The sequence below is a fragment of the Micromonospora sp. NPDC049662 genome (genome assembly GCF_040675055.1).
In the GTDB taxonomy this organism is placed as follows: domain Bacteria; phylum Actinomycetota; class Actinomycetes; order Mycobacteriales; family Micromonosporaceae; genus Micromonospora.
This window is the reverse complement of the sequence record NZ_JBFAOC010000020.1, coordinates 1-25,597: the sequence shown is the minus strand read 5'-3', so window position 1 is coordinate 25,597 and position 25,597 is coordinate 1. Positions and strand designations below refer to the sequence as shown.

The following is a 25,597-nucleotide window of genomic DNA, read 5'->3' as shown; positions in this document are numbered from 1 at the left end:
CGTGTCCGCGCCGCGCCGTCCAGGGTGGAGAGCACGCGGCCCGGCTGGTGGAGGCGATGACCCGGCGGTCGGTCCTGCGTCGGGGCCGTCCCGGTCACTCCCCCGATCGGGGCGGCCCTCGCATCCACTGGGAGGAGGTCAGCCGTGCTCGGATTCATTCCTGGTCGGGGCGGGGCGCGGTGGTCGTACTCGATGAGGAACGTGGCGGCGACGACCGTGCCGGGCGCGATCGAGCCGGCACACGGCGGTGTGGCGCGTCACGTGCGGGCACCTGACACCCCAACGAGCGTGATGCCTGTCAGTCATCAAGATGACTCACCGGCATCACGCTCACCGAAGTGTTGCCTCCCGCCAGCCGCCGGCGGTGCGGAGTGAGTCGGCCGCACCTGCCGATGCGACCGCTGTGGCGGTGTCGCGGCTGCGGCGCGCACTGGCCCTGCCAACCGGCGCGGCTGGCGTTGCTGGCCGAGTACCGGGACGACCGCACGGCGCTGCTGTTCTACCTGGGCACGCTGATGGCGGAGGCGGGCGATCAGCTCGCCCGGCTGAGCGGGCGACCCGCCGACCTGCACGCACGTTTTCTGGGCTGGGTGCGCGGCCGGGGCGGCACAATGTTTCACGTGAATCATGAGCCGGGCGCCGAGATCCACCACACCGATCCGTTCGCGGTGCCGGCCGGGCAACGGTCGCCGGCCCGCCGGCTGCGGGGTCGGCTCGCCGCGCCGGTCACCCTCTGGACGGCGCCCGGCCCGGCGGGTCTGACGGTCGCGTCGACACTGGTCGCCGAGGGGGAGCCGGACCGGCTGCTCGGGCTGATCGACCCGGAGTCCGACCTCTGGGCCGCCGTCGAGGAGGCGGGTCGGTTCGCCGTCGCGCCGCTCGGCCCGCCACACCGGCAGCTCGCCGACCGCTTCGCCGGCCTCTTTCCCGCGCCGGGAGGGCTCTTCGCCTCCGGCGGGTGGACCGACACGCCCTACGGGCCGGTGCCGTCCGACGCCGGCGGCTGGGCGGGGTGCCGGCTGGACACCGCCCGGGAGTACGGCTGGGGCCTGCTGGTGGAGGCCACCATCGAGGCCGTCGACCTGGCCGAGGACACCACCCCGCTGCTGCACTACCGGGGGCGGTACCTCGAGCTGCCGGGCTGACCAGGGGCCTGGGAGCGCGACCGGTCACCGGGGTGACGTAGGTCACTCGGCGCACCCAGCCAACCGCTCGGCGCACTCGACGACCGGCGTCGATCTCGACCTTCCCCGGCGGGGAGCGTGCCTCCTACGGTGCGCGCAACTACCCCCGACGCCTGTGAAGGTGGTGATCCACAGATGTCCACGGACACACCCGCGCCGACCGCTTCCCAGCCGGACAAGTACCTGGCCGTACAACAGTCAGACGAGTTCGCCGGGTTGCGGCGCGCGTTGCGCGGCTTCGTCTTCCCGATGACCGTCGCGTTCTTCCTGTGGTACGCGCTCTACGTCATTCTCTCCGCGTACGCCCGGGACTTCATGGGCACGAAGCTGTTCGGCAGCAACATCAACGTTGCCCTGGTCTTCGGCCTACTCCAGTTCGTCTCGACGTTCCTGATCGCCTGGCTTTACTCCCGGTACGCCGACCGGAAGATCGACCCGGTGGCCGACCGCATCCGTGCCGAGATCGGGGAGGTGACCCACGATGACGGTCCACGCGGCTGACCTGCTCCTCGCGGCCGACGCGACGAACCACACGGCCCGCAACCTGACCATCACGCTGTTCCTGGTGTTCGTGGCGGTGACCCTGGGCATCACCATCTGGGCCAGCCGGCAGACCAAGACGGCCACGGACTTCTACGCCGGCGGCCGCTCCTTCTCCGGTTTCCAGAACGGCATGGCGATCGGTGGCGACTACATGTCGGCCGCCTCGTTCCTCGGCATCGCCGGCATCATCGCGCTCTACGGCTACGACGGCTTCCTCTACTCGATCGGCTTCCTGGTCGCCTGGCTGGTGGCCCTCCTGCTGGTCGCGGAGCTGCTGCGCAACTCCGGCCGGTACACGATGGCCGACGTGCTGGCGTTCCGGATGCGGCAGCGTCCGGTGCGTACGGCGGCTGCCGTCTCCACCATCACCGTCTCGATCTTCTATCTGCTCGCCCAGATGGTCGGCGCCGGCGCGCTCGTCGCGCTGCTGCTCGGCATCAAGCCCGGGACGACCTTCCTCGGCATGGATGCCGCCACGGCCAAGGTGGCGACCATCATCATGGTCGGCGCCCTGATGATCATCTACGTGACCGTGGGTGGCATGAAGGGCACCACGTACGTGCAGATCGTCAAGGCGTTCCTGCTGATGAGCGGCGCCCTGCTGATGACCGTGCTGGTGCTGGCGAAGTACCACTTCAACCTGTCCGAGCTGCTCGGCGCCGCCGCCTCCGCGTCCGGCAAGGGCGACAAACTCCTGGAACCGGGCCTGCGGTACGGGGTGGAGGTCGCCGGGAACGCCACGCAGACGTTCTACAACAAGATGGACCTGCTCTCGCTCGGCATCGCCCTGGTGCTCGGCACGGCCGGTCTGCCGCACATCCTGATCCGCTTCTACACCGTGCCGACCGCCAAGGCGGCCCGTAAGAGCGTGCTCTGGGCCATCGGCATCATCGGCACCTTCTACCTGCTCACCCTGGCCCTCGGCTTCGGCGCGGCGGCGATGGTGGGTGGTCCGGCGATCATCGCGCAGGACAAGGCCGGCAACACCGCCGCGCCGCAGTTGGCCGAGGCGCTCGGCCTGGAGTTCTTCGGCGGTGACCTGGGTGGCGCGGCCCTGCTGGCGATCATCGCGGCGGTCGCCTTCGCCACCATCCTGGCCGTGGTCGCCGGATTGACCCTGGCCTCCTCGTCCAGCCTGGCTCACGACTTCTACGCGAACGTCCTGAAGAAGGGCGAGACGTCCGAGCGCCAGGAGGTACGGGTCGCCCGGATCTCCGCCCTGGTGATCGGCGCGATCTCGATCCTGCTGTCGATCTACGCGCAGAACCTCAACGTGGCGTTCCTCGTGGCGTTGGCCTTCGCGGTCGCCGCCTCGGGCAACCTGCCGGCGATCCTCTACAGCCTGTTCTGGAAGCGGTTCAACACTTCCGGAGCGGTATGGGCGATCTACGGCGGTCTGATCTCGGCCGTGGTGCTGGTGTTCTTCTCACCGGTGGTGTCGGGCGCGGCGACGTCGATGTTCCCGGACCACGACTGGCAGTGGTTCCCGCTGTCCAACCCGGGCATCCTGTCCATCCCGTTCGGGTTCCTGTGCGGGTTCGTCGGCACGCTCATCTCGAAGGAGCACGACGAGGACAAGTACGCGGAGCTGGAGGTCCGCGCCCTCACCGGCGCGGGTGCGCACTGACGCGCTAGCTGTTAGGAAGGGCCCCCTGTACAACGCCAGGCGTTAGCAGGGGGCCCTTCCTTCAGTCGGTAGGCTGACCGGCATGAAGGTTGCTACGCGCTTTGGGTCTGGTCACCGCGTTCTTGTCACCGGCGGCGCCGGTTTCGTTCCGTCGCACCTGGTCGACTCGCTGATCGCCCGCGGGTGCACGGTGGTGGCCCTGGACAACTTCGTCACCGGTTCCAAGGAGAACGTCGCCCACCTGCTGGACCGGCCAACCTTCACCCTGGTCGAGGCGGACCTCTCCGACGGCCTGCCGACGCACCACCCGGCGCTGGCCGAGCGCTTCGACGCGATCCTGCACATGGCCTCGCCGGCCAGCCCCACCGACTTCGCCCAGCTTCCGGTGGAGATCCTCCGGGTCGGGTCGGTGGGCACCCTGCACCTGCTGGACCGCGCGGTCGCCGACGGCGCCCGGTTCCTGATGGCCTCCACCAGCGAGGCGTACGGGGACCCGAAGGAGCACCCGCAGCGCGAGACCTACTGGGGCAACGTCAACCCCATCGGCGTCCGCAGCGTCTACGACGAGGCGAAGCGCTTCTCCGAGGCGGCCACCATGGCGTACCACCGGTACCGGGGGCTGGACGCCGCGATCGTGCGGATCTTCAACACGTACGGCCCGCGGATGCGCCCGGACGACGGTCGCGCCATCCCGACCTTCATCTCCCAGGCGCTGCGTGACGAGCCGATCACCGTGCACGGCACCGGCAACCAGACCCGGTCAATCTGCTTCGTCGAGGATCTGGTGCGGGGCATCCTGCTGCTGCTCGACTCGACCGAGACCGGGCCGGTCAACTGCGGTACCGAGCACGAGATGTCCATGCGTCAACTCGCCGAGTTGATCGTGTCACTCTCCGACAGCAACTCGGAGGTGACGTACATCACGCGCAGCGCGGACGACCCGGAGATGCGGCGCCCCGACCTGACCCTCGCCCGTGAACTGCTCGGATACGAGCCGGCCGTGACGCCCGAAGACGGCCTGCGACGCACGATCGAGTACTTCCGGGCGCGGCTAGGGTAACCGGCTCGCGGCGGACCGCCGATCGCTGAGTGTCACCTGAGGGCGGTAGTGGCCCTCGCTACGTACTCTGAGTTGCATGTCAGCGACCCCTGCCGGCGTTCCCCACCCGTACCTGCACCGCAGCGCCGGGCGCGCCTCGGTGCCCGGCCCCGACCGGGGCGCCTCCGGACGCGCGCGTCCGGCCGAGGCGCGCTTCTACCCGTCGTACGACGATCGGCAGGTCGGCCCCGGCGGGCCGACGGGACCGGGCGGGCCGGGTGGCGCCGGCGGGTCGGGACGGCGTGGTCCCCGCCCACGCTGGGGGCGGATCGGCCTGGTGGCGGGCATCGCGGTGCTGGTGTTGGCGCTGCTCGGCGGCCTGGGCGCGTGGCTGTACGCGCGCGGCCTCAACAACGACCTGGCCCGCACCGATCCCTTCGCGGAGATCACCGGCGGCCGTCCGGCGAAGCCCGTCGACGGCGCGTTGAACATCCTGCTGGTCGGCAGCGACTCCCGGGACCCGGACGCGCCGGTCGACACCAAGAGCCAGTGGCGGGCCGACACGATCATCGTGATGCACATCCCGGCCGACCATAAGGAGGCGTACCTGGTCTCCATCCCGCGTGACCTGTACGTGCCGATCCCGGAGAGCGCGGGCGCGGACTGCGGCTCCGGCCGGCGCGCGAAGATCAACGCAGCGTTCGCCTTCGGTGGCCTGCCGCTGGCGGTCCGTACCGTCGAGTGCTTCAGCGACGTCCGGATCGACCACGTCATGGCGATCGACTTCGGCGGGTTCAAGGAGGTCACCGACGCCCTCGGCGGGGTGGACCTGAAGGTGGAGCGGACGATCACCTCGATCCACAAGCCGTACCGGACGTTCGCCAAGGGCACCAACCACATGGACGGCGCGGAGGCGCTGGACTGGATCCGGCAGCGTAAGCAGTTCCCGGACGGCGACTTCGCCCGGATGCGGCACCAGCAGGACTTCCTGCGGGCGCTGATGGACAAGGCGGCCAGCACCGGCACCCTGGCGAACCCGAAGAAGCTCAACGACTTCCTCAAGTCGGTGACCGCGGCGGTGACCGTCGACCAGGGCTTCTCGTTGACCGATATGGCGGTGCAGTTCCGGAGCCTGCGTGGTGAGAACCTCACGTTCCTGACCAGCCCGAACTCGGGCAGCGACACCATCAACGGCGAGTCGGTGGTGGTGTCGGACCGGGAGAAGGCGCTGGCGATGTACAAGGCCATGTCGGCGGACACGATGGCGGACTGGGTGAAGGCCAACCCGCCGAAGAGCAACGACGGCGGCTGAGCCTCCTCTCCTGCCCCCACTCCGTAAGTGTCTTGACCGTCCATTGGGGATTGTCTTAGGTTTGGGCCTCGCACCTCGATCAATGACAACCACGGACACGGCAGGGGCCCTGGCCGGGCGAACCGCTTGCCGGGCGTCTCGATCGAGGGAGGCGCCCGGCATCGCTTCGGGTCGTTGCCCTCTGCCACCAAGGCGAGGAGAAGTCGATGACAGGCAAGCTGCACAAGGCGTTAGGGGCGACGGCCGCCGCCGCGCTCATCACGGGGGCTGGCCTGGCAGCCACCGCCGCACCGGCTCAGGCTGCCGCCCTCGGGTGCCCGTACCCCTACACGTGCCTCTCCGACCAGGACAAGGTCATCGATCACAAGTACCAGGTCGTGACCTCGGGCTTCCAGTCCATCTCGAACGGGGTCGATGTCGTGTACGGCGCCAACAGCCGCAACGACGACGTTGTGTACGTCCGGTACACCACCGGGCTGATCAAGTGCATGGCCGCCGGCAAGCCCAACACCCTCTACGACGTCGGGTACTACGGGATCCCCAACGGGATCCGCATCGACTCGGCGTCCACCTGCGCGTACGGGCCGATTCCGCCAGCGAGCAAGTAGACCCTGCGGGGGTCCGACCCATCCGGGTCGGGCCCCCTTTTCGCGCGTGCCACACCAGGTGCCGCGCCAACTTGTCAGATAGAATCGGACATTAGGGGCATTGAGGCGTTCGAGCCGATCAGGCCATCGCTGCCTCGCCTTTCTGGTCATCGAGTGGGGGCGATCGCCTGGTTGACGGTGCCTGGCGAGCGAATTGAGTCCAGATGAACTCGCAAAGTCGAATTGATGTACGTACAGTGGTGCCGCCCCCTCCTGATCACGAGCTGGAGCACGAATGCCGGTTCAGGCCAGCCGTCGCCCTCCGTCCACTACATCCGCCGCGCAGAGCGGTCGTATCGCCGCGTCCATACCGGTGCAGCCCGGCCCGTCGGGCGGCGGCCCGGGCGGTCGTCCGCCAGGTGCCGGCGACAGCCGGACAGGCGGCAAGGGGCCGGCGAAGAAGCGGCCCCGGCGCAAGGATCCGCTCTGGGCCCGCCTGACCGTGATCTTCGGTGCGGTGCTGATGCTCAGCAGCGGGGTGGCGATCGTCGGCACGAAGGTGCTGGTCGGTCAGGCCACCGGTGACATCGCCCAGCGCAACCTGCTCGGCGACGCCGGCAAGACCGACGCCGAGGGTGGCGCGAGCCTGGACGGGCCGATCGACATGCTGCTGCTCGGCGTGGACGCCCGGGAACGCTGGGCCGCCGACGACGTCCGGTCGGACAGCATCATCGTCCTGCACATCCCGGCCTCGCACGACCAGGCGTACCTGATCTCGATCCCCCGCGACACCGAGGCGCAGATCCCCCCGTTCAAGAAGAGCGGCTACACCGGTGGCACCGACAAGATCAACGCCGCCTTCCAGGCCGGTGCCCGCAACGGTGGCGGCTGGGAGGGTGGCGCCCAGCTCATGGCGCAGACGATCAAGCGCCTCACCGGCATCAGCTTCGACGGCGCGGCGATTATCAACTTCGGGGGTTTCAAGAACGTCATCGACACCCTGGGCACCGTGCGCATCTGCGTGACCCAGGAGGTCACGTCGCTGCACATGAGTTATGTCGACGGTAAGCCGATGTGGAACGCCGACGCCAAGAAGACCGGCAAGACGATGAAGCCGGTGGTGCACAAGAAGGGCTGCCAGGAGATGGAGGGTTGGGCTGCGCTCGACTACTCGCGGCAGCGCAAGACCCTCCGCAACGGCGACTACGACCGGCAGCAGAACCAGCAGCAACTGATCAAGGCGATGGCCCGCAAGGCCAACGACGGCGGCATGCTGACCAACCCGGCCAAGATGAACTCGTTGATCAAGGCAGCCGGCAAGGCCTTCGTCCTGGACACCGGCGGCGTGCCGATCGAGAACTTCATCTTCACCATGCGTGGCGTCACCGCCAACGAGTTGACCATGTTGAAGACCAACAACGGCAGCTTCAACGGCAACGGCAACAACCGTGAGGCGTTGAACGAGGAGACGATGGCGATGTTCGAGGCGGTCAAGCAGGACAAGCTCGCCGAGTTCGTCTTCACCCACCCCGAGGTGATCTCCGGCCGGAAGTGACGGCCAAGTCGCGGAAAGCCCGGCGACCGTTCCGTCACTGACCGTAGCCTGACGTGAGCAAGGTTCACGTATCGGCTGCGGGGAGGCGGTCACGTCCAGGTGGGGACGGAACGCGGCCGGCCGGGCACACCCGGCCGGGTCGCGCCGCGATCGCTGGCCACGCCTCCTGCTCGCCGTCGGACTGGCCCTAGTCCTGCTGGCCGGGCTCGCGGTGATGGGCCTCAAGACACTGACCCACCGGTACGACCGTACGGTCACCAAGGAGCAGTTGCTCGACGCCAACGCCCGAACCGACCGGACCGACCTGGACGGGGCGCTCAACTACCTGCTGATCGGCACCGACAAACGCGCCGGCGGCAGCGAGCCGGACCAGCGCTCCGACACCATCCTCATCGTGCACGTACCCGCCGGACGGCGTGCGGCGTACCTGGTCTCCATCCCGCGTGACCTGCTGGTCGCCATCCCACCGGCGAACGGCTTCGGCGGCGGCCCCGACAAGATCAACGCCGCGTACGAGCACGGTGGCGGCGGATCGGCCGGCGCCCGACTGCTCTCCACCACCCTGAACCGGCTCACCGGCATCCGGTTCGACGGCGCCGCCCTGATCGACTTCTCCGGTTTCCGGAAGGTGATCGACCTTTTGGGCGGGGTGCAGATGTGCGTCGACACCGAGGTGCGCTCGATCCACACCAACCGGGTCTTCCGGACCGGCTGCCAGCGGATGGACGGGGCACAGGCGCTGGACTACGTACGGCAGCGCTACGACCTGCCCGGGGGCGACTACGACCGGCAGCGCCACCAGCAGCAACTCCTGCGGGCGATGCTGGACAGCGCCGGCGACGCCGACCTGCGCAACAATCCGGTGAAGCTGGACCAGGTGCTCCGGGCGGTCGGCGGCTCGTTGACCGTCGACACCAACGGCGTACCCCTTGAGGATCTGCTCCTCGCGCTCCGCGCGCTGCCGCCCGACGGAATGCGCGGCGTCCAGGTGCCCTCGTCCCCGCAGACCATCGACCAGGTCTCGTACGTGGTGCTCGACAACGGCGGCAACGGGCTGTTCGAGGCGGTCCGGGGCACCCGCGTACCGGACTGGGCGCAGGCCAACCCGCGCTGGGTGACCCGGTTGTGACCGTGGCGACGGCCGGGTCGGTGCCGATCCGGCCCCCGAGGATCTAGTGTTGCTTCCTGTGTTCGGACCCCAGGTTCCCACCGTGCCCGTGACCGAGATCGCCGACGACACCTACCTGCTCGATGTGCGGGAGGCCGACGAATGGGCGGCCGGCCACGCCCCCACCGCCCACCACCTGCCGATGATGGAACTGCCCGCGCGGCTGGCCGAGGTGCCGACCGACCGGGACGTGGCCGTCATCTGCCGCTCCGGTGGACGATCCGCCCAGGTCGTCGCCTACCTGATCAACAACGGGTGGGGTCAGGTGCGCAACGCCGACGGCGGGATGCGCCAGTGGGCAGCGGTCGGCCGAGCAGTGGTCGACGCGAACGGGCAGCCCGGCCAGGTCATCTGAGGCGGCCGGGATGGGCGGGCCACTGGTCTTCGCGCACCGCGGCGCCTCGTACGACCTTCCGGAGCACACCCTCGCCGCGTACCTGCGCGCCCTCGACGAGGGCGCCGACGGGCTGGAGTGCGACGTCCGGCTGACCCGGGACGGTCATCTGGTCTGCGTACACGACCGGCGGCTGGACCGCACGAGCAACGGTCGCGGGCTGGTCAGCGCGCGAACTCTCGCCGAGTTGGACGCGCTGGACTTCGGCTCGTGGCATCCGGCCGGCGCGCCGAGCGGTGACCTGCCGCCGGACGAGTCGCACACCCGGCTGTTGACCCTGGCCCGGCTGCTCGACGCGGTGCTCGCCGCCGGGCGGCCCGTCCGGTTGCTCGTCGAGACGAAGCATCCGTCCCGCTTCGGCTCGTTGGTGGAGCGGCGGCTGGTCGACCTGCTGCGGCAGTACGGGCTGGTCGATCCGGCACCGGACGACCCGGTCCAGGTGACCGTCATGTCGTTCTCCCCGCTGGCCGTACGCCGGGTCCGGGAGTTGGCCCCGGCGCTGCCCACGGTGCTGCTGCTGGAGGTGCTTCCACCCTGGCTGCGGCTGGGCCGGCTGCCGTTCGGCGCCCGCATCGCCGGCCCGGGCATCGGCCTGCTCCGGGCCCGCCCCCACCTGCTGCCCGCGCTGCGCGCCGCCGGCAACCAGGTGTACGTCTGGACGGTCAACGAGCCGGCCGACGTGGAGCTGGTGCTGGCCGGGGAGGTGGACGGGATCATCACGGACCGACCGGCGCACGTGCTGGCCCGGCGGGACCGCTGAACGGGCCGCGACGCCGAGCCGGCCGCCCAGCGCGTCGACCGCCGGCAGCGCCTACGCCTACGCCCACCCGACAACCGGGGGTGCCGAAAGCCGGGCCGGCGGGGCAGACTCGGCACATGCCGGAGCGTATCGATTTTCCCGCTCTTCTCGCCGGCCACACCGTCGTGATCGAGATGATCAATGCGGGGGACGCGGGCCTGCCGGTCCTCACCCAACTCCTCCGGATGGCCCAACCGGCGCTGTCCGCGAGCGGAATGGCGTTCGTCGAGTTCGGTCCGACGGGCGGCCGGGTGATCGCGGCCACCGGCGCGGCGGAGTGGGCGCTCGGCCGCCCGCTCGCGGCGGACGACCCGGACACGGTCCGGCTGCTCTCCGGCCCGCGGGTGAGCCAGGTCCGGGTGACCGATCTGAGCGGCAAGCTCGCCGCCGAACTCGCCGGCAGCGGCCTGCACCGGATGGTGGTGTCCCGGGCCGAGATCGGCGGTCACACCGTCGGCAGCCTGCACGCCCTCTATCCGGGCGACGACGAGCCGGGCGCCGAGCAGCAGGGAGTCATCGCGTACCTCGCCTCGTGCGTCGCCCACATGTACGGCGACCAGAGCGGACTGCCGGTGCACGGCGACGGGCCGGTGGTGGCAGCGCTCGCCGACGGGCTGGCGGTGGTCGACCGGGACGGGCACGTCCGGCTGTGGAACCCGGCGGCCGTCCAGGTCACCGGCTGCACGACGGGCCAGGCCCTGAACCGGCCGTTGCCGTTGCCGCTGCCGCCTGCCGGCCAGGTTCGCGACCACCGGCTGCCGGACGGGCGCTGGCTGCGCATCACCTCCGGCGACCTGCCCGGCCCGGGCGCGCTGCGGGTGGTCACCTTCCGCGACATCACCGACCAGCAGCGCCGCGATCACGACCGGGAGCTGTTCGTCGCGGTGACCAGCCACGAGCTACGCACGCCGGTCACCGTCATCAAGGGGTACGCGGACACCCTCACCGACCACTGGGAGTCGCTGACCGACGGCGACCGACGGCAGGCCGCCCGGGTGATCGGGCAGCGCGCCAACGAGCTGGCCCGGTTGGTCGACCGGCTGCTCTCCTCGGCGGCCGAGACGGGGCCCGCGGACGAGCCGCCCACCCCGTTCGACCTCGGTGCGGCGCTGCGCGCGGCGGTCGTGGACCTGCCGGCGGAGCTGCGGCACCGGCTGACGCTCCGCCTGCCCGTCGACCTGCCCAAGGCGCTCGGCCACCGTCCCAGTTTGGCCACCGTCCTGACCGAGCTGGTGACCAACGCCGGCAAGTACTCGCCGCCGGGCTCCCCCATCGAGATCACGGCCGGGGTCGACGGTCAGTTGGTCGCGTTCCGGGTGAGCGACCGCGGCATCAGCATCCGGCCGGAGCACGTGGAACGGGCGTTCGACCGGTTCTGGCAGGGCGAGTCCGGTGACCGGCGCGGCTACCCCGGGGCGGGGCTGGGCCTCTATCTCGTCCGCCGGATCGTTGAACAGCAGAATGGATGGGTATCCCTACGTCCGAGGACCGACGGCGGTACGGTCGCAGAGGTGCGGCTACCGCGCGGTTGACCTGCGGGGCGCGACGTGGAGGCGACGGTGGCGACGGCGGCGAGGGATCGGGCGTGGTGCGTGGTGGTTCCCCACCACCCCGCCGGCGCACGACTGGCCCGGCATCGGCTCGCCGACGACCTGGCGGACGTCGTGCCCCCGGCGCTCCTCGCGGATCTGATCGCGGTGCTCGCCGAACTGGTGGGCAACTCGGTCCGGCACGCCCACCCGCTGCCCGGCGGCGTGGTCCGGGTGGCCTGGCGGCTGCGGCCGTCCGCCGACGGCCCACGGATCCAGTTGCGGGTGACCGACGGCGGCGCGGCCACCGGCCCACGGATCCGCACCGCCGGCCTCGACGCGGCGGACGGGCGGGGCCTGCACATCGTCGCCGGCCTGGCGACCCGCTGGGGTGTCGAGCGGGACGGTATGGGTCAGCGCGTCTGGGCGGAGTTCGACCCCACTCCCACCCCCGGCCTGGTGCCGGCCGGCTAACACCTTCATGATCAACTCGCGCTGGGTTGGGTGGGTCCGGGTCATGCCGGGGCCGGCGGGGCTCTAGGCTGTGACGCCGTGAGCAAGCGTCGAAAGAGCCAGCGAGCAGCCAGCGACACCACTCCCCGTCGGGACAAGGTGCGGGACGTCTTCGTGCCGCGTCCCTTCGAGGGCCTGGTCGACGAGCCCGAGTGGATCGCGCTGCGCGAGCTGGTGCCCGCCGCGTCCGCCCCGCTGCGCCTGGCGCCCGCCCTGGTCGAGGAGTTCGGCGACCGGTCGGCGACCCTGGCCACGGTGCTGCCGATGGCCGCGCCGGCGGTGAGCAAGCCGGACGGCCAGGTGCTCATCGGTCTACAGCGTCACCAGCAGTCCGGCGATGTCTCCCGGGACCTGGCCGAGGCGCTCCTCAGCGCGCTGCGCACCGAGCCGGGCGGCCAGGTTTCCGTGCCGCCGCTGCCCGGCCCCGGGCCGCGACTTCAGGACATCCTCGTGGACGGCCCGCTGGAGATCAGCATGCACGACGGGTTCGAGTTCTGGCTCGATCCCGGCGCGACCGATGACCCGAGCGTCCAGGCGTCCCTGGAGCGGGCGAACGCCGCCATCTACCCGACGGTGCGGATGACCTCCGCGAAGGCCGCGTACTGGTGCCGGGTCCCCGAGAAGGCGCACGTGCGCTGGGTGCTGCCGGACGACGAGGACGCCGCCCTCGACGCGCTGGCCCGGCTCGGCGCGGCCGGCACGCTGATGCTCGGCGACCAGACCAAGTTCGCCGGGATGTTCCGCGCCCACGGCCGGCTCGTACCCGTCTGGGACCTGCCCGAGGAGACGCCGGCGAGCGAGTGGGAGGACCCGGTGGCGCAGTTCGCCAAGCGGTACGCGGAGGCTCTCGCCAGCACCGAGGTGTTGGACGCCGCCGGCCGGCGGGCCCGCCAGGGGTTGCTCGGCCGACAGCTCACCCTGCGCTGAGGCGTTGTTAGGAAGGGCCCCTTGCTATGCACTAGGCGTTAGCAGGGGGCCCTTCCTTCAGGGGGGCGCGGACGATCGGGCAGGACATGCAGCGCGGGCCGCCCCGGCCGGAGCCCAACTCTGAACCGGCGATCGGGATGATCTCGATGCCGGCCCGCTCCAACTGCGCGTTGGTCTCCGTGTTGCGCTCATAACCGACGCACAGCCGGGGCGCGAGGGCGAGGGTGTTGTTGCCGTCGTCCCACTGTTCGCGTTCCGCGGTCACCGGGTCCAGGCCGGTGTCGATGACCCGCAGCTGGTCCAGGTCCATCGCGTCGGCGGCGGCTCGCAGGAAGGGCGCCGGGCCGTCCACCCGTGGGTCCTCGCCGTCCGCGCCGGCGATGACGGTGTACGCCGAGAGCGTGCTGGCGATGTTCGGATACATCAGGACGGCGTCGACGTCGACCATCGTGCAGACGGTGTCCAGGTGCATCGTGGCGCGTTTCTGGGCGATCGGCACCACCAGGATGGTGTGGGCCAGGCCGGCGGCGAAGACCTGCCGGCCGAGGCGTTCCGCGCCCGCCGGGGTGGTCCGCTCACCCACGCCGACCGCCAGCACGCCGGGTGCGAGCAGCAGCACGTCCCCGCCCTCCAGGTGTTCCAGGTCGGGGCGGTAGACGAACTCGGTGCCGGCGAACCGGGGGTGGTGCCGGTAGATGGCGTCGGTCAGGGTGGTCTCCCGGCGGCGGGCCGGCATGGCGAGGCTGGTGACGCCGACCCGGTCGCCGATCCACAGCGACGAGTCCCGGGTGAAGAGCAGGTTGGGCAGCGGGTCGATGACGAAGTCGTGCCGGTCCATCAGGGTGTAGACGAGCCCGCCCGGCCGCTCCGAGCTGATCCGCAGCTCCTCGTGGGCCAGCCCGGCGGTCAGCACGTCGGCCAGCGCGGCCGGGTCCAGGTAGGCGAGGTGGTCGGCGACCCGGGCGCGGAGCGTGTCGCCGAGGCGGCGCGAGCGCAGCACCTGCTCGGTCAGTTCGGCGCGGGCGTCCGCGACGGCCAGCGCCTCGGCCAGCAGGGTGGCCAGGTAGAGCACCTCGACCCCGCGCTCGCGCAGCGCCGCCGCGAAGGCGTCGTGCTCCTCCTGCGCGCGGCCGACCCAGGGGATCGCGTCGAACAGGAGCGAGTCGTTGTTGCGCGGGGTGAGCCGGGCCAGCTCCGGGCCGGGCCGGTGCAGCAGGACGGTGCCGAGCCGGCCGACTTCACTGTCGACGTAGTGGGTCACTCCCGCAGCGTAGGGCAGGGTTTGGCGGCATCCGAGAAAAGAACTGTGGATGAATATGGCATTCATCCACAGTCACTCCGGCGTTCCGGCTTGCCGAACACCCACAGTGGCAACGTAGGGTAGTGAGGACATAACTTCGAGGGACCTTTTGCCGGAGGTCGCGATGACTGTCTTTCCCGCACGACGAGCCGTACCGACCGCACGGGCACTGCCGCCCATCGCGGTTCCCCACCCCCGCGTCGAGGCGCCGGGGGCTCTCGAACCGATCCGCCCCACACCGCTCGAGTGGGCCCGACGCCGCCGTGCCGAGCGAGGCGCCCGTCGGCTGGAGGCGGCCGGCGCGCGGGCACTCGGTCAACTCGACCACCTCGGGCCGTCCTGGCACGTCATCGAGTGGCCCCGCACCGACGTGGCGGACGTCCTGCTCGACCGCGCGCAGGACGACCGCGCCGGTTTCCTCGCCATCGGGCCGAGCGGCCTGTTCGCGGTGACCATCGCCGACCACGGCCGGGCCCGGGTGCTCGTCGCCGGGGACGTCGTACAGATCAACGGGAAGCGGCCCCCGTACGTGACCGAGGCCCGCCGGGACGCCAAGCGGGCCAGCAAGGCCCTCTCCGACGCGGTGGGGCTGACCATCCCGGTGACGCCCGTGCTGACCTTCGTGGGTTCCGGCGTGATCAGCGTCTACGGCCTCCCGAAGGACTGCCTGATGGCCACCCACCGGGAGCTGGACCGGCTTCTCGTGGCCGGTGGCAACCGGATCAGCCCGACCACGGCCGAGAAGCTGGCACGGGTGGCACAGCACCCGAGCACCTGGCTGAACGGCACGTACCGTCCATCGGCCGACTACCGGTGGTACGAGGAGGGCCGAACGGCCGCTGACAAGGCGGCCCACCGCCGGTAACGTCACCGGCGACGCCACGCGGCCCCGGTCCCCCACCTACCCACCGGCTCCCGCGCCGTCGCCGGCCGCCCGGGAGTTCTCCGCTGCGGCGCGGTGACCCGGCTCGCTCGGTGAATCCGTCGTTGACCGGCTAGCGTGGACAGTCCGTCGTTGTACATAGGAGGCGCGGTGGCCCACGTCGAACTCTCGCTCTCAGAAGTGTTCGTGCCCTCGGCCCGAGCCTCGACAGAGTCTGAGTTCGACAATGTCGGCCAGTGGTCCTCGACCGTCGGGCGGGCGGACGAGCCCTGCCTGCTGATCGACGCCGACACCCGGGTGGTGGCCATCTCCACCGCCGGCTGCGCGCTGCTCTGCCTGGGCGAGCCCGCCGGCCTGATCGGGCGTCCACTGCTCGACGGCGGCCTTCGCCTGCTCGACTTCACCGCGAACCGGGGCGAGCTGACCGAGGCCGAGATCGACAAGATTCCGCCCCTGCTGGCGCTCTCCTCCGGCCGGCTCGCCCGGGGCCTGCTGCGGGTGCAGGCCGCCTCCGGCGGGGGGCCTGACGCGACGGTCGACGCGATCTCCACGCCGGTGCTCTCCGACGGCGCCGTCGCGGGCTCGCTCACCTTCTTCTCCGAGGTCTGACCTGCGGCGCGATGTGGTGTTCGCCGCACGCGGCGATGCCCAGATGGGCTCGGTTCCACGCCGTAGGGTGCCCTCATGCTCGATATCACTCTGCTGCCGGGGGAGTACGCCGTGTGCCGGCTCGGTGGCGGCACCGCCCTGCCGGACGAGTTGTCGAGCGGGCTGGGTCGCGCCGACGTGGTCACGGTGAGCTGGACCGCCGACGGGATCTCGGTGATCTGCCCGGCCGATCGGTTGCCCGACGAGGCCGTGGTGGAGACCATCTGGCGCTGCCTTCGCGTCGCCGGTCCGGCGGGCATGGACGGCACCGGCACGCTCGCGGCGCTCGTGGACCCACTCGCCGCGGCCCGGGTCAGCGTGGTCACCTTCTCCACCTTCGACACCGACTACGTGCTGCTGCCGGCCGTCCGACTGACCGAGGGCACAACCGCGTTGGAGCGCGCCGGACACCGCGTCCTCGGCTGAGCTTCACCCGGCCGACCGCTCGCCCTACGATGGGCTCGGCCACCCGGCCGCGACGTATCCCGATGTCCCGAGGACCGGCCCGTGCCGTTCAGCCCACCCCGCCACCCGTCTGCCCCCACCGCGCCCGCGTGGGCGGCGCTGCTGGCGCTCCTCACCATCGGAGCGCTGACCGGCTGCGGAGCACCTCCGGAACTGCGTGACCCGACCGGCGTGCCCACCGGGGCCGGCAGCCCCAGGCCGTCGGGCCCGACCGGCGTCGCGACCGGCACGCCCTCGACCGCGCCGACCGCACCGCCGCCCGCCACCCACGCGGCCACTCCGGAGCCCGGCCTGGTGGCGACGACCTGCCGGAACGGGCCGACCGGGCAGCGGGTGGTGCAGTTGCTGCAGGGACGGGCCTCGGTGCTCCCGGACAACGTCCGGGTCCGGGTCCGCACCGGCCCGTTGTGCGCCGGGGACTGGCAGTACACCGTGCTGGAGGTGACCGGGCACGAGGAGCTTCAGGTCGTCACCCAGGGCGGGCCGACGGCTCTGCAACTGGTCACGGCCGGCACCGACGTGTGCACCATCGAGGTCCGGGCCACCGGGCCGGCCGGAATCCGTACGCTCGCCTGCGATCCATCTCCAGCGGTCGGACCGGGTGCGTAGTCTGGGCGGCATGCCCGGAACACCGCCTACGCGCTACGTGTACCTCGGCCCCGAGGGCACCTTCGCCGAGCAGGCCCTGCGCACCATCCCGGCAGCCGAACACGGCTCCCGTACGCCGGCTCGCAGCGTCGGGGAGGCGCTCGACAGCATCCGGGCCGCAGAGGCCGACGCGGCGCTCGTACCGCTGGAGAACTCGATCGGCGGGGCGGTCGGCGTCACCCTCGACGAGATCGTCGAGGGTGCGCCGCTGGTGATCACCCGCGAGGTGGTCCTGCCGGTGGAGTTCGTGCTCGCCGCGCGTACAGGCACCGCGCTGTCGACGGTCCGCTCCATCGCGGCACACCCGCAGGCGTCCACCCAGTGCCGCGGCTGGCTGCGTGACCACCTGCCCGATGCGACGGTCGTCGATGTCCTCTCCAACGGCGCGGCGGCGGCCGGCGCCGGGTCCGGCGAGTACGACGCGGCGATCTGCGCGCCCATCGGGGCGGCCCGGCACCGGCTCACGCTGCTCGCCGAGAAGATCGCCGACCACCCCGACGCGGTGACCCGGTTCGTGCTGGTCTCCCGTCCCGGGCCACCCCCACCGCCGAGTGGCGACGACCTCACCTCACTGGCCGTCTACATCGCTCACGACCGGGTGGGCGCGCTGCTGTCGGTGCTGGTCGAGCTGGCCGTACGCGGGGTGAACCTGACCCGGATCGAGTCCCGCCCGACCGGTGAGGCGCTGGGCCGGTACGTCTTCTTCCTCGACTGCACCGGGCACGTGGCCGACGTACGCCTGGGTGAGGCGTTGCAGGGGCTGCGCCGGGTGTGCGCGGAGGTCCGTTTCCTCGGGTCCTATCCCCGACACCGTTGGGTCGAGGCCGGCGAGCGGCGGGTGCCCGCGCCGGCCGGCCTGTCGGACGTCGACTACGCCGACGCGGCGGCCTGGCTGGCCCGGCTGCGCACCGGCGAGATGAGCTGACCGGGCCGAGCGCCGAGGCCCTGGGGGTGGGGTGCTCCGGAGCGCGCCCCACCCGGATCGGCGCTCAGCTCAGCAGACCGCCGAGCAGGCCACCCTCCTGCTGCTGCTGACCACTGCCCATGACGGGCGGCTCCTCGGACGGCTGCACCACGACGAAGCCCTGACCGGCGAAGCTCATGGTGAACGACTCGCCGGTGCGTCGACCGAGCAGCGTGCCGAGACCGAGCTGCTCGGCTCGGTGGTAGCCGGTCTGGAGGTTGGCCGACCAGCAGACGGCCGCCTGCGGGTCGACGTACGTCGGGGCGTCCACGTTGAGCACCACGGGAGTGCCCTTGGTCGTGATGGCGATCCGGCCGTACCCGCTGAACACGCAGTTGAACAGCCCGGACGAGGAGGCCATGCCGGCGCCGCCGACCATCCTGATGTCGTACTGCAGGGTCGAGTCGAAGGCGAGCACGCTGGAACCGTTGATGGAGAGCGCGTCGCCCGGCTCCAGGTCGATGATGTGGACGTCCTTGGCCAGCTCGGCGAGGAAGACGTCACCCTGGCCGGTGACCTTCATCAGGGGGACGCCCTCGCCGGTGAGCTTCTGCTTGAGGAACTTGCCGAGGCCGCCCGAGCCCAGCGCCTGGAACTGCACGTTGCCCTGGTAGGCGACCATCGAGCCGACCCGGGCCATCGCCTCGCCGTTGAGCTCGATCTTCAACATCTTGGAGTTCTGCAGACGCATGCCCGCCTGCGCCGACTCCTTCTCCAGATTCTCGGACGAGAACAGCTCGCTGCGCATGAAAGGTTCCTCCTGAAATGGTCGCGGTCGCTGCATCGACCGTAGGTGACCACGGCAACCGGAGGCGATCGGTTCAGCGGCGCGCGGACGGTGGGCTCGCGCGTCAGCCCCAGCCCAGGGCGTGCAGCCGCTCGTCGTCGATGCCGAAGTGGTGGGCGATCTCGTGCACCACTGTCACCGCCACCTCGTCGACGACGTCCTCGTCGTTGTCGCAGATCCGCAGGATCGGGTGGCGGTAGATGAAGATCCGGTCCGGCAGTACGCCGGAGTAGTCCCAGCCCCGGTTGGTGAGCGCGTGCCCCTCGTAGAGGCCGAGCAGGTCGGACTCACCCGGCGGTGGGTCGTCCTCGACGAGGATCACCACGTTGTTCATCAGGCCGAGAAGCCCTTCGGGCACCTCGTCGAGCGCGTCAGCGACCAGCTCCTCGAAGCGCTCGCGGGTCATCTCCACCGGCACGACGTTCATTCTGCCCGACGCGGGACCGATCGGCCGGGTCGCGCTCGGCGACCCGGGCCGTGGTCCACGTGTGTGCGGGTCGCCGGGTCAGGCGGCCAGGCGGGCGGTGAGGGTGATCTCGGCACCCGGCGAGAGCAGGCGGGAGATCGGGCAGTTGGCCTTGGCGGCCTCGGCGAGCTTCTGGAACTCCGCCTCGTCGACCCCGGGCACCTGGCCGACGGTCTCGAGGTCGATCCGGGTCACGCTGAACCCGGCGTCGGTCTTGTCCAGGTGGACCTTGGCGGTGGTCTCGACCGAGGTGGGCGTGGTGCCGGCGTCGGCGAGGGCCTTCGAGAACGCCATCGAGAAGCAGCCCGCGTGCGCGGCGGCGATCAGCTCCTCGGGGTTGGTGCCCTCGCCCTCCTCGAAGCGCGACTTGAAGGAGTAGTTGCCGGACAGGCCGCCCTTACCGGTGCGGACGGTGCCGGAACCCTCGGTGAGATTGCCCTGCCATTGTGCGGAAGCGGTACGGATAGGCATGTTGAGAACGCTAGCGGATACCTGACCTGCGGGCGACCGGCCGGCACCGAGGACCGCCCTGCGATTCCCGTCACCGTGATCGGCGGCGCGGCGGACGTGGGCGGGCGCGCGGTGTCGACGGCAGCGCCGCGACCGAGGGCTGTGCCATGATTCGACGCAGGCCCGTGACCGGCGGAGGGATGGCCGATGCCCGAGGATCTGCCCGTTCCGCGGCAGGGAGACTCGCCCGACGCGCCGGCTGTGATCGAGTGGGGCGCCGACGAGCCCGCGCGGACACGCCGGTTCGGTAATCCCCTGGTCGGCCTGACCCGTGACCCTCGTCTGCCGCTGCTGCTGGCCGGCCTCGGCGCGGTCGCCGGGATCGCGTCGATGATCGGCGAGTGGCTGCTGACGACCGTGCCGAGCGGCGGGGCCGAGGGGCCCAACACGATCGAGGTGCGGGCCAGCGTGTCCGAGATCGGCGGCTTCGGGGTCGCCTATCTCGCCGGCCTGCTCGGCCTGGCCTGCGCCGTGGCCCTGGCGCTGGGGGGCACGGCGGCGGTCCGTGCGAACGCGCGGCTGGTCGGGCTCACGCTGGCCGGCGCGCTCCTGGCGTTGCTGGTCGCCGCTACCGCGACGCTCCACGACACCGGGGAGCGGGCCCTTCTCTACTCGCCCGAGGAAGAGTTCCGGGTCGAGTACGGCCGCGGTCTCGTGCTGGCGTTCGTCGCGTGCGTCCTCTTCGCCGCCGCCCTGCGACTGGCCGGGGCCGTACCGGCCGACGCGTCCGCCGGGCCGGCTGACGACGATGCCCCGGCCGCCGACGTACCCGCGATGCGCTCCTGGCGTCGCCGCCCGGACCCGGGGCCACTCGACGACGGCCTACCCGCCCCCGCCGATCTGACGGTGGAACCGGCCACCCCCTTCGCCCGCCCCGAAAACCCCACCTAACCCCACCCCCACCCCCGCGCCCCGTCCCCGCGCCCCGCGCCCGCGCCCGCGCCCGCGCCGATCTTGCGATTTCTGTCCTCACATAAGGCGCATAAGTCGACAAATCAGCAACCGAAAGTGCAAGATCGGCGAGGCGAGGGCGGGGCGAGAGGCGCGGGCGCGGGAACGGGGCGCGAGAGGCGCGGGCGGGGTTGGACACCTGGCGGGTGCCGCGCGTTGGTGCCCGATTCGCCGGGAAGCCATGGTTGCGACCCTTTCGGCGAGGTACGGTTGCTGCCCGCCGTCACGCCGGGTCTCGACCAGGACCGCACGGCTGGCTGCGACGGCGGTGGGCGAAGGAGGAACGATGACCCGCCCGGGACTGCCCAAGCTGATCGCGACCGACCTCGACGGAACCCTCGTCCGCAGCGACGACACCGTCTCCGCGTACACCCACGGGGTGCTCGACCGGGTGCGGGCCGCCGGTATTCCGGTGGTCGGCGCGACCGGACGCGGCCCTCGCCTGACCGAGCTGACCCGCAACGACATCCGCGCCGCCGACTTCCTGGTGATGGCCGGCGGCGGACGTGTGGTCGACCAGAGCGACCCGGCCGGCCCGGTGGTGCTCCGCGACGAGCGCCTGCCCGCCGAGGTGCTGGCCCGGTTGCTCGCCGACCTGGAGGCCGAGGTCGGCCCGCTGACCGTGATGGTCGAGGCGTCCGACGAGCACGACGCCCCGCTCTGGGGTGACTACCACCCGAGCTGGCCCTACCAGGACCGGTTCGAGGCGCGCACCCGCGACGAGTGCCTCTCCTGCGACGTGCTCAAGGCGTTCGCCAGAACCGCCGACCACCACGTGGACGAACTGCTGGCGGTGGCCCGCCGGATCGTCGAGCCGCAGGTCGCCACGCTCACCCAGGCCGGGCTCGGTTTCATCGAGATCTGCCCGCCCGGGGTGGACAAGGCGACCGGGCTGACCGTCGTGGCGCAGACGCTCGGGGTCGACCCGGCCGACGTGCTGGTCTTCGGCGACATGCCCAACGACCTGCCGATGTTCGAGTGGGCCGGCTGGTCGCGGGTGGCGGTCGCCAACGCTCACCCCGACGTCCGCGCGGCCGCCGACGAGGTGACCCTGCGCAATGATGACGACGGAGTGGCGGTGTATCTGGACCGACTACTCTCCCGATGATGGGAGAGACACCCCGGCTGGTAGCCACGGACATCGACGGCACGCTGATCCGCGACGACCACACGGTCAGCCCGCACACCGCCGACGTGCTCGCGCGGATCTCCGCGCGAGGCACGCCGGTCGTGCTGGTCACCGGCCGCCCGGTCCGCTGGCTCAAGATGGTGTACGACCAGCTGACCGAGCCTCTGCCGGCGGTCTGCGCCAACGGCGCCGTGGTCTACGACCCGGTCAACGACGAGGTGTTACGGGCCGACCCGCTCGCGCCACAGCATCTGGTGGAGGTGGCCCGGCGGCTGCGCGCCGAGGTGCCCGGCATCAGCTTCGCCGTGGAGATCCTGGACAGCCGGGAGATGCGTCACGAGGCGGACTACCCGCTGCGCTGGGATGCCGACGCCGACGCCATCCGGCCGATCGAGACGCCGGAGGAGTTGCTCTCCGTGCCGGCGGTGAAGCTCCTCGCCCGGGCCGGCGAGCAGGACCCGGACGCGTTCGCGGCGCTGATCGCCAGGGCGCTGCAAGGGCTGGCCGAGGCGACGCACTCGTCGTCCTCGGGGCTGGTGGAGATCTCCGCGGCCGGGGTGACCAAGGCGGCCGGGCTCGACTGGTACTGCGACCGGCTCGGCGTGGCCGCGGCGGACGTGGTCGCCTTCGGCGACATGCCGAACGACGTACCGATGCTGAGCTGGGCGGGGCGCGGCGTGGCGGTGGCCAACGCGCACCCCGCCGTCCTCGCGGTCGCCGACGAGGTGACCGGCTCGAACTCCGACGACGGCGTGGCCGCGTACCTGGAGAAGGTGTTCGGGGTCCAGTGACCGGTCAGAGGTACTGGCCGGTGTTGTGACCCTCACCGCCGCCGGGCTGGCCGATGCCCGGCATGCCCGGGACGACCCCACCGGGGCCGCTGGGCAGCGCCTGCCGGCCGCCGCGCATCTGCTCAAGCTGAACCCGGGCGGCCATCTGCTGGGCGACCAGGGCGGCCTGGATGCCGTGGAACAGGCCCTCCAACCAGCCGACGAGCTGGGCGTGCGCGATGCGCAGCTCGCTCTCGCTGGGCGCCTTGTCCTCGGTGAAGGGCAGCGAGATCCGCTCCAACTCGTCGCGCAGCTCGGGCGCGAGACCTTCCTTCAGCTCGACGATCGAGCGTTCGTGGATCTCCCGCATCCGGTGCCGGCTGGCGTCGTCCAGCGGAGCGGCCTTGACCTCCTCCAGCAGCTGCTTGATCATGCTGCCGATCCGCATCACCTTGGCCGGCTGCTCGACCAGGCGGGTCGGATCCTCACCCTGACCCTCCTCGGTCTGCACGGTGCCGATCGGCCGCCCGTCCGGACCGACCACCACCACGGTGCCGGAGTGGCCGGAGTCGTCGGGGCCGGGCTGGTCGTTCTGCTCAGCGGTCATGGGGTCCATTTTTACCCAGGAGGTCCGGCCCACGCCGCCCGGGACCGACTCCCCTGGACCGAACCACCCGGGCGGGGCGCGCTACCGTCGCGCCATGTCTGCCGACCCACGCGCCGTGCTGACCCGGCCGGCGCCCGCGCCGGACCGGACGGTGGCGTACGGCGACCACCCCGACCAGGTCGCCGACCTTCGCCGCCCAGCCGGTTCCGGGCCGGCCCGGCCGCTGGTCGTCGTGGTGCACGGGGGCTTCTGGCGGGCCGAGTACGACCGGCGGCACACCGGACCGCTGGCCGCCGCGCTCGCGGCCGACGGGTACCCGGTGGCGCAACTGGAGTACCGACGTACCGGGCAACCGAGTGGTGGCTGGCCGGGCACGTTGACGGACGCCCTCGCCGGGATCGCGGCGCTGCCGGCGCTGGTCGCGCCGGCGCTGCCCGGTCGGGTGAGCGGGGCCCCGCCGATCCTGATCGGTCATTCCGCCGGTGGCCACCTGGCGTTGTACGCGGCGGCCACCGCGCCGTCGACGGTGGGTGGGGTGCTGGCCCTGGCCCCGGTGGCCGATCTCGCCGAGGCGTACCGGCTGGACCTGGACTCCGGTGCGGTCGCCGCGCTGCTCGGCGGCGGTCCGGGGGATGCGCCGGACCGGTACGCGGCAGCCGATCCACGATCATTGGTACCGATGCCAACACGCACGGTAGTGATGCACGGCTCACTGGACGAACAGGTGCCGGTCTCGATGAGCCGGGACTTCGTGGTGGCAGCTCGTACCGTGGGATCCGATATTTCCCTTGTCGAGCTGCCCGAATGCGAGCATTTCGGGCTGATCGATCCGGAGTCCTCGGCCTGGCCCCGAGTGCTCGATGCATTGCGGTCCCTGCACGATGATCACTAGCCATTGACGCAGCGTCGCCGAGCAGGTAGAACGCCGGAGGGGCGCTGTTCGCCCTGCAACGCTCCTGGGAAGGAACTCGGTGTCGCAGATGAATCGCAGGCGGGCGCTCCAACTCCTGGCCGCGCTCGGTACGACCGGATTCGCCACCGCGTGCGGCTCCGACACCGAGGCTCAGCCGACCCCCACCAAGAGCCCGATCAAGATTGGTCTGATCGCACCGAAGGGCGGCGGCTTCAAGTCCATCGGTGACGACATCACCAACGGCTTCCAGCTCTTCCTCGACCTGCACAACCAGCAACTGGGCGGGCATCCGGTCGAGCTGCTCACCGCCGACGAGGGCGAGACCGCCAAGACCGGCAAGGCCGCCGTCGACCAGCTCCTCAAGCAGAACGTGCTGGCGCTCACCGGCGTGGTCAACTCGTCGGTGATGGTGGGTATCCGCGACACCATCGAGGACGCCCGAATCCCGCTCATCGGGTCGAACGCCTCACCGAGCAGCCTGCAGAGCGTCGTCTACATCTGGCGTACCTCGTACGTGCTGGACGAGGCCGGGCGGGCACTCGGCCGCTACCTGCGCGACCAGCTCCCGGCGAACGGCCGGATCGCGATCATCGTGCCGGAGAACGTGGGCAGCCCGGACGTCGTGCGGGGCTTCAAGCAGGAGTTCGGCCCCACCGACCCGCGCATCGCCGACCCGGTGACCAACACCAGCCCCACCCCGAACCCGAGCAAGACCACCTACGTGGCGGACATCGAGAAGGCGCTGCGCAAGAACCCGACCGCTGTGTTCTGCTTCTTCGCGGGTGCGGCCGCCGTCGAGTTCATCAAGCAGCTCCGCGACCAGTTCTCCGGGCCCGTGTACGCCCCCGGCTTCCTCACCGAGGGCGCCGTGCTGGATAGCCTGGGCCGGGACGCGCTGGGCATCCAGACCGCCCTGAACTACTCGGCCGACCTCAACAACACGTCGAACCGGGTCTTCGCCTCGGCGTACCGCAAGAAGCACCAGAGCACGCCGACGACCTACGCGATGGCGTCGTACGACGCGGCCCAGGTGCTCGACCAGGCCATCCAGCTGACCGGCGGAACGCCCACCCCGCAGCAGGTCAACCTGGCGCTGGGCAAGATCGGCCAGATCGACAGCCCGCGCGGCATCTGGCAGTTCAACCAGCCGCGTACCCCGCAGCAGAAGTGGTACCTGCGGGAGGTCCAGCAGGACGGTCAGGTCATGTCGAACGTGCTGATCAACGAGCTGGCCACGCTGGGCTAGAGCCTGTCGGGACGAAGCAGGGGCCGGCCTCCCGTGGTCGAAGGCCGGGTCGTCCGCGAGGCCGCGGCCGGCGAACTTGACGAGAACACTGTGCTTGACCTCGTGATGGCGGGGTCCTTGATGGAAGGCGCAC

At 71.2% G+C, this 25,597-nt stretch carries 28 protein-coding genes; 23 read left to right on the top strand and 5 right to left on the bottom strand.

Annotated features, from left to right (window positions below):
• The first annotated feature begins 392 nt into the window (after positions 1-392).
• The 13 genes from AB0J36_RS17155 to AB0J36_RS17095 all read left to right on the top strand — a co-directional run bounded on the left by AB0J36_RS17155 (position 393) and on the right by AB0J36_RS17095 (position 13,177).
• Complete coding sequence (locus AB0J36_RS17155; RefSeq protein ID WP_357131821.1) at positions 393-1,145, top strand: flavin reductase family protein; 753 nt, start codon at positions 393-395, stop codon at positions 1,143-1,145.
• Between the two features lie 174 nt (positions 1,146-1,319).
• A complete protein-coding gene (locus AB0J36_RS17150; RefSeq protein ID WP_355048660.1) occupies positions 1,320-1,685 on the top strand; it encodes a DUF485 domain-containing protein in 366 nt (121 codons plus the stop codon).
• Positions 1,666-3,354, top strand: a complete 1,689-nt coding sequence (locus AB0J36_RS17145; protein WP_357131519.1) for a cation acetate symporter — start codon at positions 1,666-1,668, stop codon at positions 3,352-3,354. The genes AB0J36_RS17150 and AB0J36_RS17145 overlap by 20 nt, the downstream gene beginning before the upstream one ends.
• A gap of 82 nt (positions 3,355-3,436) precedes the next feature.
• Positions 3,437-4,414, top strand: a complete 978-nt coding sequence (locus AB0J36_RS17140; RefSeq protein ID WP_357131516.1) for an NAD-dependent epimerase/dehydratase family protein — start codon at positions 3,437-3,439, stop codon at positions 4,412-4,414.
• Between the two features lie 76 nt (positions 4,415-4,490).
• Positions 4,491-5,705: an LCP family protein gene (locus AB0J36_RS17135; RefSeq protein ID WP_363660846.1), complete on the top strand. Its 1,215-nt coding sequence runs from the start codon at positions 4,491-4,493 to the stop codon at positions 5,703-5,705.
• Between the two features lie 206 nt (positions 5,706-5,911).
• The gene (locus AB0J36_RS17130) at positions 5,912-6,313 is read left to right on the top strand and encodes a hypothetical protein (RefSeq protein ID WP_357131509.1); all 402 of its coding nucleotides are present in this window, start codon (positions 5,912-5,914) and stop codon (positions 6,311-6,313) included.
• Between the two features lie 274 nt (positions 6,314-6,587).
• Complete coding sequence (locus tag AB0J36_RS17125; RefSeq protein WP_363660845.1) at positions 6,588-7,847, top strand: LCP family protein; 1,260 nt, start codon at positions 6,588-6,590, stop codon at positions 7,845-7,847.
• A gap of 214 nt (positions 7,848-8,061) precedes the next feature.
• Positions 8,062-8,976: an LCP family protein gene (locus AB0J36_RS17120; protein WP_357171779.1), complete on the top strand. Its 915-nt coding sequence runs from the start codon at positions 8,062-8,064 to the stop codon at positions 8,974-8,976.
• A gap of 58 nt (positions 8,977-9,034) precedes the next feature.
• Positions 9,035-9,370, top strand: coding sequence for a rhodanese-like domain-containing protein (locus AB0J36_RS17115; RefSeq protein ID WP_357131500.1), 336 nt, complete (start codon positions 9,035-9,037; stop codon positions 9,368-9,370).
• A 10-nt stretch (positions 9,371-9,380) separates the two neighbouring features.
• Positions 9,381-10,169 carry a glycerophosphodiester phosphodiesterase family protein gene (locus tag AB0J36_RS17110; protein ID WP_357131497.1) on the top strand — a complete coding sequence of 263 codons (789 nt, stop codon included), beginning with the start codon at positions 9,381-9,383 and terminating at the stop codon, positions 10,167-10,169.
• Between the two features lie 116 nt (positions 10,170-10,285).
• Positions 10,286-11,740 (top strand): ATP-binding protein, encoded by a 1,455-nt coding sequence (locus tag AB0J36_RS17105; RefSeq protein WP_357131494.1) that lies wholly within the window; start codon positions 10,286-10,288, stop codon positions 11,738-11,740.
• A 60-nt stretch (positions 11,741-11,800) separates the two neighbouring features.
• Complete coding sequence (locus AB0J36_RS17100) at positions 11,801-12,211, top strand: ATP-binding protein (protein WP_357131818.1); 411 nt, start codon at positions 11,801-11,803, stop codon at positions 12,209-12,211.
• Positions 12,212-12,289: 78 nt separating this feature from the next.
• Positions 12,290-13,177: a DUF5926 family protein gene (locus tag AB0J36_RS17095; RefSeq protein WP_363660844.1), complete on the top strand. Its 888-nt coding sequence runs from the start codon at positions 12,290-12,292 to the stop codon at positions 13,175-13,177.
• A gap of 31 nt (positions 13,178-13,208) precedes the next feature.
• On the opposite strand, the gene AB0J36_RS17090 is transcribed toward AB0J36_RS17095, so the two are convergent.
• Complete coding sequence (locus AB0J36_RS17090) at positions 13,209-14,438, bottom strand: arginine deiminase (protein ID WP_357131487.1); 1,230 nt, start codon at positions 14,436-14,438, stop codon at positions 13,209-13,211.
• A 163-nt stretch (positions 14,439-14,601) separates the two neighbouring features.
• On the opposite strand from AB0J36_RS17090, the gene AB0J36_RS17085 reads away from it, so the two are divergent.
• The 5 genes from AB0J36_RS17085 (at position 14,602) to pheA (ending at position 18,046) form a co-directional block, all read left to right on the top strand.
• On the top strand, positions 14,602-15,342 hold the full coding sequence (locus AB0J36_RS17085) for a hypothetical protein (protein ID WP_357131483.1): 741 nt from the start codon (positions 14,602-14,604) through the stop codon (positions 15,340-15,342).
• A gap of 168 nt (positions 15,343-15,510) precedes the next feature.
• On the top strand, positions 15,511-15,969 hold the full coding sequence (locus tag AB0J36_RS17080; protein WP_357131480.1) for a hypothetical protein: 459 nt from the start codon (positions 15,511-15,513) through the stop codon (positions 15,967-15,969).
• A 75-nt stretch (positions 15,970-16,044) separates the two neighbouring features.
• A complete protein-coding gene (locus tag AB0J36_RS17075; protein WP_357131477.1) occupies positions 16,045-16,434 on the top strand; it encodes an ACT domain-containing protein in 390 nt (129 codons plus the stop codon).
• 81 nt (positions 16,435-16,515) lie between these two features.
• The gene (locus tag AB0J36_RS17070) at positions 16,516-17,082 is read left to right on the top strand and encodes a hypothetical protein (RefSeq protein ID WP_357171778.1); all 567 of its coding nucleotides are present in this window, start codon (positions 16,516-16,518) and stop codon (positions 17,080-17,082) included.
• Positions 17,083-17,092: 10 nt separating this feature from the next.
• Entirely contained in the window at positions 17,093-18,046 is a 954-nt protein-coding gene (gene pheA / locus AB0J36_RS17065; protein WP_357131471.1) for a prephenate dehydratase, read from the top strand.
• Between the two features lie 64 nt (positions 18,047-18,110).
• Here pheA and AB0J36_RS17060 read toward each other — a convergent pair whose 3' ends face one another.
• The 3 genes from AB0J36_RS17060 to AB0J36_RS17050 all read right to left on the bottom strand — a co-directional run bounded on the left by AB0J36_RS17060 (position 18,111) and on the right by AB0J36_RS17050 (position 19,809).
• A complete protein-coding gene (locus AB0J36_RS17060) occupies positions 18,111-18,833 on the bottom strand; it encodes an AIM24 family protein (protein WP_357131467.1) in 723 nt (240 codons plus the stop codon).
• Positions 18,834-18,936: 103 nt separating this feature from the next.
• Positions 18,937-19,284 (bottom strand): metallopeptidase family protein, encoded by a 348-nt coding sequence (locus tag AB0J36_RS17055; RefSeq protein WP_357131815.1) that lies wholly within the window; start codon positions 19,282-19,284, stop codon positions 18,937-18,939.
• A 93-nt stretch (positions 19,285-19,377) separates the two neighbouring features.
• Positions 19,378-19,809: an OsmC family protein gene (locus AB0J36_RS17050; RefSeq protein ID WP_355048644.1), complete on the bottom strand. Its 432-nt coding sequence runs from the start codon at positions 19,807-19,809 to the stop codon at positions 19,378-19,380.
• Between the two features lie 186 nt (positions 19,810-19,995).
• Between AB0J36_RS17050 and AB0J36_RS17045 the strand changes: the two genes are divergently transcribed.
• The 3 genes from AB0J36_RS17045 to AB0J36_RS17035 all read left to right on the top strand — a co-directional run bounded on the left by AB0J36_RS17045 (position 19,996) and on the right by AB0J36_RS17035 (position 22,719).
• Positions 19,996-20,739 carry a hypothetical protein gene (locus AB0J36_RS17045; protein ID WP_357171777.1) on the top strand — a complete coding sequence of 248 codons (744 nt, stop codon included), beginning with the start codon at positions 19,996-19,998 and terminating at the stop codon, positions 20,737-20,739.
• A 346-nt stretch (positions 20,740-21,085) separates the two neighbouring features.
• Entirely contained in the window at positions 21,086-21,907 is an 822-nt protein-coding gene (locus AB0J36_RS17040; RefSeq protein WP_355048642.1) for an HAD hydrolase family protein, read from the top strand.
• A complete protein-coding gene (locus AB0J36_RS17035) occupies positions 21,907-22,719 on the top strand; it encodes an HAD family hydrolase (protein ID WP_357131459.1) in 813 nt (270 codons plus the stop codon). The genes AB0J36_RS17040 and AB0J36_RS17035 overlap by 1 nt, the downstream gene beginning before the upstream one ends.
• Positions 22,720-22,723: 4 nt before the next feature.
• Here AB0J36_RS17035 and AB0J36_RS17030 read toward each other — a convergent pair whose 3' ends face one another.
• On the bottom strand, positions 22,724-23,314 hold the full coding sequence (locus tag AB0J36_RS17030; protein WP_357131456.1) for a bacterial proteasome activator family protein: 591 nt from the start codon (positions 23,312-23,314) through the stop codon (positions 22,724-22,726).
• Between the two features lie 85 nt (positions 23,315-23,399).
• On the opposite strand from AB0J36_RS17030, the gene AB0J36_RS17025 reads away from it, so the two are divergent.
• Positions 23,400-24,197 carry an alpha/beta fold hydrolase gene (locus AB0J36_RS17025; RefSeq protein ID WP_357171776.1) on the top strand — a complete coding sequence of 266 codons (798 nt, stop codon included), beginning with the start codon at positions 23,400-23,402 and terminating at the stop codon, positions 24,195-24,197.
• A gap of 79 nt (positions 24,198-24,276) precedes the next feature.
• Entirely contained in the window at positions 24,277-25,464 is a 1,188-nt protein-coding gene (locus AB0J36_RS17020; RefSeq protein ID WP_357131451.1) for an ABC transporter substrate-binding protein, read from the top strand.
• The last annotated feature ends 133 nt before the right edge of the window (positions 25,465-25,597 follow it).

Bases quoted from the DNA above. Each gene is read 5' to 3' on its own strand.
- AB0J36_RS17120 (WP_357171779.1), top strand. From the start codon at position 8,062: ATGGGCCTCAAGACACTGACCCACCGGTACGACCGTACGGTCACCAAG.
- AB0J36_RS17135 (WP_363660846.1), top strand. From the start codon at position 4,491: ATGTCAGCGACCCCTGCCGGCGTTCCCCACCCGTACCTGCACCGCAGC.
- AB0J36_RS17045 (WP_357171777.1), top strand. From the start codon at position 19,996: ATGCCCGAGGATCTGCCCGTTCCGCGGCAGGGAGACTCGCCCGACGCG.
- AB0J36_RS17075 (WP_357131477.1), top strand. From the start codon at position 16,045: ATGCTCGATATCACTCTGCTGCCGGGGGAGTACGCCGTGTGCCGGCTC.
- AB0J36_RS17125 (WP_363660845.1), top strand. From the start codon at position 6,588: ATGCCGGTTCAGGCCAGCCGTCGCCCTCCGTCCACTACATCCGCCGCG.
- AB0J36_RS17085 (WP_357131483.1), top strand. From the start codon at position 14,602: ATGACTGTCTTTCCCGCACGACGAGCCGTACCGACCGCACGGGCACTG.
- AB0J36_RS17030 (WP_357131456.1), bottom strand. From the start codon at position 23,314: ATGGACCCCATGACCGCTGAGCAGAACGACCAGCCCGGCCCCGACGAC.
- AB0J36_RS17145 (WP_357131519.1), top strand. From the start codon at position 1,666: ATGACGGTCCACGCGGCTGACCTGCTCCTCGCGGCCGACGCGACGAAC.
- AB0J36_RS17025 (WP_357171776.1), top strand. From the start codon at position 23,400: ATGTCTGCCGACCCACGCGCCGTGCTGACCCGGCCGGCGCCCGCGCCG.
- pheA (WP_357131471.1), top strand. From the start codon at position 17,093: ATGCCCGGAACACCGCCTACGCGCTACGTGTACCTCGGCCCCGAGGGC.
- AB0J36_RS17140 (WP_357131516.1), top strand. From the start codon at position 3,437: ATGAAGGTTGCTACGCGCTTTGGGTCTGGTCACCGCGTTCTTGTCACC.
- AB0J36_RS17050 (WP_355048644.1), bottom strand. From the start codon at position 19,809: ATGCCTATCCGTACCGCTTCCGCACAATGGCAGGGCAATCTCACCGAG.
- AB0J36_RS17130 (WP_357131509.1), top strand. From the start codon at position 5,912: ATGACAGGCAAGCTGCACAAGGCGTTAGGGGCGACGGCCGCCGCCGCG.
- AB0J36_RS17155 (WP_357131821.1), top strand. From the start codon at position 393: ATGCGACCGCTGTGGCGGTGTCGCGGCTGCGGCGCGCACTGGCCCTGC.
- AB0J36_RS17035 (WP_357131459.1), top strand. From the start codon at position 21,907: ATGGGAGAGACACCCCGGCTGGTAGCCACGGACATCGACGGCACGCTG.
- AB0J36_RS17105 (WP_357131494.1), top strand. From the start codon at position 10,286: ATGCCGGAGCGTATCGATTTTCCCGCTCTTCTCGCCGGCCACACCGTC.
- AB0J36_RS17040 (WP_355048642.1), top strand. From the start codon at position 21,086: ATGACCCGCCCGGGACTGCCCAAGCTGATCGCGACCGACCTCGACGGA.
- AB0J36_RS17060 (WP_357131467.1), bottom strand. From the start codon at position 18,833: ATGCGCAGCGAGCTGTTCTCGTCCGAGAATCTGGAGAAGGAGTCGGCG.
- AB0J36_RS17150 (WP_355048660.1), top strand. From the start codon at position 1,320: ATGTCCACGGACACACCCGCGCCGACCGCTTCCCAGCCGGACAAGTAC.
- AB0J36_RS17110 (WP_357131497.1), top strand. From the start codon at position 9,381: ATGGGCGGGCCACTGGTCTTCGCGCACCGCGGCGCCTCGTACGACCTT.